Source organism: Acetobacter sp. DsW_059 (genome assembly GCF_002153695.1).
Classification (GTDB): Bacteria; Pseudomonadota; Alphaproteobacteria; order Acetobacterales; family Acetobacteraceae; genus Acetobacter; species Acetobacter thailandicus.
In genome coordinates, this window is sequence record NZ_JOPI01000064.1 from 1 (window position 1) to 4,784 (window position 4,784).

A 4,784-nucleotide genomic window follows, 5' to 3' on the forward strand; every position below is an offset into this window, starting at 1 on the left:
CTGACTACTGCCTTTGTCGCATACAACGACCCGGATTTCATAAGACAAGTCCTGAGCCTAGGCTGTTTGTGCTTAAATGCAGAATGCACGATCATTTTAGAAATTTCTCTGCCTCGAGGGGTGTGGAAGTGAGAGTGACCGGGATAGACACGCCTCTTATAGCTTTAATCGTTTTGAGGCTGTTTGTACGGCCTGCAATGCTTTCTCGTCCATCCATGCTCTATGACTACGTTCAAGTGCCATTTGGGCTTCCGGAATTTCCGATGGGTCGCCATGATGAAACGGGGGCTTGGGTGCATACTGGATAATGAGTTGAATATGTTCTGCTGCGGCCTGCCCGCGTAATTGCGCTGCGAGAGTAAGCCCAAAATCAAGGCCAGCAGTCACACCGCCTCCTGTAATCCTATTGCGATCTTGCACAACGCGTTCGTGGCTTTCAATGGCCCCCATTAACGGCAGTAAATCAACAACACCCCAATGGGATGTAGCTTTGTATCCCTCCAATAGCCCTGCTGCGGCGAGAATAAGGCTACCTGTGCAAACGCTTGTAATAAAGCGAGAGTGTGGTGCACGACTTGTCAAGAAAGCAAGGACGTTGGGATCGTTCATGCAGGCAATTGTTCCCATTAGACCGCCCGGTACAAACAATACATCCAGTTCCTGTGGACATGTTGCTGGTGTGTCTGTTGGGGGAACAGGAATACCAACATCGGTTGAGACTGGCGTCATAGTCATGCCAACCAGATGAATTTCAGCACCTAGAATTTTAAAAATTGTTTGTGGACCGACAAGGTCCTGAAGAACCATATTGGGGTAAACAAGCATGGCAATTTTAATTGGAGGGCCAGCGAATTTCATACCTTGCATATGCTCCAGATGCTCTTTCTCAGAACTGGTTGTTGCTGCTTGGGCACGTTCTGAGACTATGGAGGCCATGACAAGAGTAGCAAAGGCACGTCGTTTAAGACCGGGTAAAGCAGAAGCGCCTGGTAGTAAATTTGGCATGATTGTTTCTTTGTAAGAGGGTTTAATTTGAGCAAAAACGGCGCACGAGCCGCCCTCAAGAGAGCTGTTGGATTTCGTCATCAGAATGCCACCTGAAGTGAACCCAAAGCCGAACGTGGCGCTTCCGCACGCATGGAAAATGTTCCATTTGTGTCATAAATGCGGGCATTGGTCAGGTTCGTCATGTTGAGCTGAGCCCTGACTGGTCGTCCGTGTAAGGAAAACTTATACCATAAGGCAGAATCAAGCCGGAAATAGCCAGGAAGGTAGAACGAATTGGGAAGTGTTGCTTCCCGTCGGGTGGCGGCTCTGATACCCAGTCCTAAGCCTAAACCATGCAAAACTGTTCCGTCGGCAAACTCATATGTTGTCCAGACGTTTCCGGTATGTTTGGCGACGCCAGCAAGAACACTACCGATAGGATATTTGTTGTCACGGGTTACATTTGCAAAAGTGTAAGCGTAACTGAGAACGGCCTTCCACCCCGGTAAAATCTCCCCAGCCACATCAGCTTCTATTCCTCGGCTACGCTGCTGGCCAACAGCAATGGAATAAAGCGGATGAGCAGGGTCTGTCGTGGCAACATTTGAGCGACGAATATCATATACCGCGACTGTCGCCTGAATGTGCTCATGAAACAGTTGTTGTTTGATGCCTGCTTCAATCTGGCGAGACCTTCCGGGTGAAAGGGGAGTCCCATTAAAGGAAGAAGTCGATGTGGGGATAAAGCTCGTTGACCAGTTGAAATAAAGAGAAGTTGTTTTGCCAGCGGTGTAGAGAATACCAAGTCGAGGAGAGAATTTGTTTGCAGAGACAGAGGTGTTGATTTCTTTTATTTTATTGAGAGAAGATGTTGTCGTTGCGTCATAGCGACCGCCCCCAAGGAAATAGAAGCGATTAAAAAGGGAGATGTAATCCTGAAAATACACAGAGGCGGCTTCTGCCTGTGTTGAAATATTGGAGCGTAACCGTGCAAGTCCTGGTAATCCCGTATAAACGGGGTCTGTAAGAACAAGTGCGGGTAGGGACGCAGCATAGGTCTTGGCGCTATAATCTGTCTGATAAAGTTCACTGCCGACCAGCCAGTCATGCTTCAATGGGCCAGTATGAAAAGTGCCTGAAAGTTCATTTTGGAGATCAAAATCTTTACCCATCTGAGGGCCGCTGGATATTCCTCGGCTCAGGGTTCGTCCGTTCGTTGAGAGAGCAAAGGTGCTCATACGATCCGTACCGAAATTATAGTTATTGATTGAGCTTGCAAAGCCTGATCGAAATCGGAATGAATCAGAAAATTTATGTACCCAGTTGTATCCTAAACGCCAGGAGTTCTGATGCGAGACTCCAAGAGTCCGATTATCGAAGTTATAGGAGAGGGGGAGGGCCAGAGCTTTTCGGATTAAAGGGGTTTGAGATGCGCCCCAAGTATAGTTTGAAAGCTGCCAAGACGCGAAGAAATCAATCTTATCATGAAGAGAGGGAGTCCACTGAACAGTGGGAGCAACATAGGTTGTTTCATTGTAACCGAAGTTTCGGAATGTATCATCATGTTGATAGGCGAAATTGATACGCCCTACAATTTTTCCATCTCCTGATAGATCACGATTACCGTCTGCGGTTCCACGGAATAATCCAAAACTTCCACCTGATAATCCGGCATTCAGAAAGTTATGGTTTGCAATGGCTCGCTTTGTCGTGACGTTGACGGTACCGCCTGAAGAGGTTGAACCACCGTATAACACCGATGCGGGACCTTTGAGGACTTCAATGTTGTCAACGCCCTGAATATCTTGGGTTCCGGTCTGTTCTCTAAAACCATCGCGTAAGGTTGTCGAGGCGTCCACAAACCCACGCACACGGAAAGTCAGAGAATTAGGGAAAGTCAGATTACGTTCAACACCGCTGACTGTCTCGATGGCCTGATTAATGCTGAGAGCACCCCGATCCTGTATGACAGCATGAGTGATGACCTGTACTGATGCTGGTGTTTTCTGGATGGAAACAGGAATTTTTAGAGCTGAACTACTGGTCTGAGCAAGATAATTCTCGGCAGGTTGCCGTGTTCCATTAACGATCACAAAGCTTTGTGACTGGGACGCGAGCTCTGTCTTTTTTTCTTTCTGAGGTGATAAGCTAGTCTGTGCAGATGATGTTTTGTCTGTGCTGCTCTGCGCCCACACAGGTGTGGCGGTCAAACCATAAGACAGCATGACAATGCGCGCGACAAAACGGCACGCTGGCACTCCATGAGTGCCATGGGTTTTGCTATACATGATTAAAGGTAATCCTGAACTGAGAAAGACTCAGCATCGGAGCGTGCAGAAACACTCCCAAACACGCATAAAAGTGGCGTGTAGGATGAGACGACACAAACCAGAAGCTGACGAAGGGCTCAGGAAAACAAAGGGGGACCGCGCGATGGAGGCAGGCCCGTGAAAACGGATGGTGGCGCTCTGGGAGGATGCGCCCGCATTTCCTGTTGATATCGATACACAGTATAAGTGGGCAATGTGGATAGGTTTATCAGAATAACAGCGACAAGTTCCAGTAACGTGCAAAGAGGACAGCTTTTGTCGCGATGATGTGTATCATGGTGATGATCTGACATGCTCATAGGCATATCTATCATTGTCATATCATGGCTCATGCTGCGCTGAGGACTGATATCAATGCCTGTTAGCCGCTCAATTGCGGTCCGTGGCGTTTCGTCAGGCAGGGAAAAACCTTGAATGAAAAGTTGTCCTAAAAACCCAACAAGAACCAGCACCCTCACAAGAATTGCGAGAGGTGTTGTCTTGTGTTTGTATCGAGTTTCGAGAGCGGTCAAAATTATTAATAATTCCAATATATAACTGGTTTCATAAAGAACTATTGTCTCGTAGTGTCAATAAATTTATATCGGGCTTGTGCGCGTCATTTGAGTATTTTAAGCCTCATATCTGGAGATCAAAACAAAGGTAATTTTCTCTATTTTTAGTGAGGCATTGAATAAGACTTTATGTATCTTTTTAATTTGGAGGTAAATCAGCCGCTCTCATAAAGCTTCGTTCTACTACGGCGTGTCGTCAGTTAAGCAGGATGGTAAATGAAGCGAACTGCACGGCTGCGAGGAACGTTGATTTCATCTTGTCGTAGCGCGTTGCGATCGCGCGGAACTGTTTGAGTTTATTGAAGAACTTCTCGGCAAGGTTACGCTCCCTGTAAAGAGTGAAGTCGGTTTCCCGTCGTGTCATCCTGTTGCGTTTATGCTGGATAACAGGGATAATACCGCGCTATGTCAGTTTGTCGATGAGCCTGTCTGCATCATAAGCTTTGTCTGCGAGGAAAGCATCCGGATCGATGTTTTCGAGCATCGGTTCTGCCTGGCTGATATCTGCATCCTGCCCCGGTGTGATATCGATCTCCACCGGATTGGACGTGTCACGGTTTAGTTCCGGACCTTTAAGGCCGAAGATGGTCATGAAGGAGACGTGGAATGGGACGAGTTTATAAAGCTGAGTTCAGGCACGAGGCGGTGCGTTTAGCTCTGAGCAGCGGTCTGTCGCGTGAGCGTATTGCCCAGGATCTGGGTATCGGCTCCTCGACGTTGAAGAAATGGATCCGTGATGCGCAAGCTTGATATTGTAGTCGCTGACACAACAGATCATACGGCGCTATTGCGTGAGAATGAGAGATTACGCCGTGAGAACCTTCTGCTGCGGGAGGAGAGGGAGCTGTTAAAAAAGGCGACACAGTTCTTCGCGAGCCAAAGGTCGTGAGGTTTGCCTTTATTGCTCGCTATC

4 protein-coding genes and 1 pseudogene are annotated in these 4,784 nt (G+C 47.8%); 1 reads left to right on the forward strand and 4 read right to left on the reverse strand.

Features of this window, described 5'->3' with window-relative positions:
* Nucleotides 1-156: 156 nt before the first annotated feature.
* The 4 genes and pseudogenes from HK25_RS11575 to HK25_RS13420 form a co-directional block, all read right to left on the reverse strand.
* Nucleotides 157-1,086 carry a DJ-1/PfpI family protein gene (locus HK25_RS11575; protein ID WP_198945980.1) on the reverse strand — a complete coding sequence of 310 codons (930 nt, stop codon included), beginning with the start codon at nucleotides 1,084-1,086 and terminating at the stop codon, nucleotides 157-159.
* Nucleotides 1,086-3,275 (reverse strand): TonB-dependent siderophore receptor, encoded by a 2,190-nt coding sequence (locus HK25_RS11580; protein ID WP_086636317.1) that lies wholly within the window; start codon nucleotides 3,273-3,275, stop codon nucleotides 1,086-1,088. Before HK25_RS11580 ends, HK25_RS11575 begins: the two co-directional genes overlap by 1 nt.
* A 119-nt stretch (nucleotides 3,276-3,394) precedes the next feature.
* A complete protein-coding gene (locus tag HK25_RS13570) occupies nucleotides 3,395-3,649 on the reverse strand; it encodes a DUF2946 family protein (protein ID WP_369824748.1) in 255 nt (84 codons plus the stop codon).
* A gap of 418 nt (nucleotides 3,650-4,067) precedes the next feature.
* Nucleotides 4,068-4,415: pseudogene (locus HK25_RS13420) on the reverse strand (transposase); the annotation flags it as partial.
* Nucleotides 4,416-4,477: 62 nt separating this feature from the next.
* Between HK25_RS13420 and HK25_RS12850 the strand changes: the two are divergent.
* The gene (locus HK25_RS12850) at nucleotides 4,478-4,621 is read left to right on the forward strand and encodes a transposase (protein WP_143296000.1); all 144 of its coding nucleotides are present in this window, start codon (nucleotides 4,478-4,480) and stop codon (nucleotides 4,619-4,621) included.
* Nucleotides 4,622-4,784 lie beyond the last annotated feature (163 nt).

Coding starts and splice junctions, on each gene's coding strand:
- HK25_RS12850 (WP_143296000.1), top strand. CDS start 4,478: ATGGGACGAGTTTATAAAGCTGAGTTCAGGCACGAGGCGGTGCGTTTA.
- HK25_RS13570 (WP_369824748.1), bottom strand. CDS start 3,649: ATGAGCCATGATATGACAATGATAGATATGCCTATGAGCATGTCAGAT.
- HK25_RS11580 (WP_086636317.1), bottom strand. CDS start 3,275: ATGTATAGCAAAACCCATGGCACTCATGGAGTGCCAGCGTGCCGTTTT.
- HK25_RS11575 (WP_198945980.1), bottom strand. CDS start 1,086: ATGACGAAATCCAACAGCTCTCTTGAGGGCGGCTCGTGCGCCGTTTTT.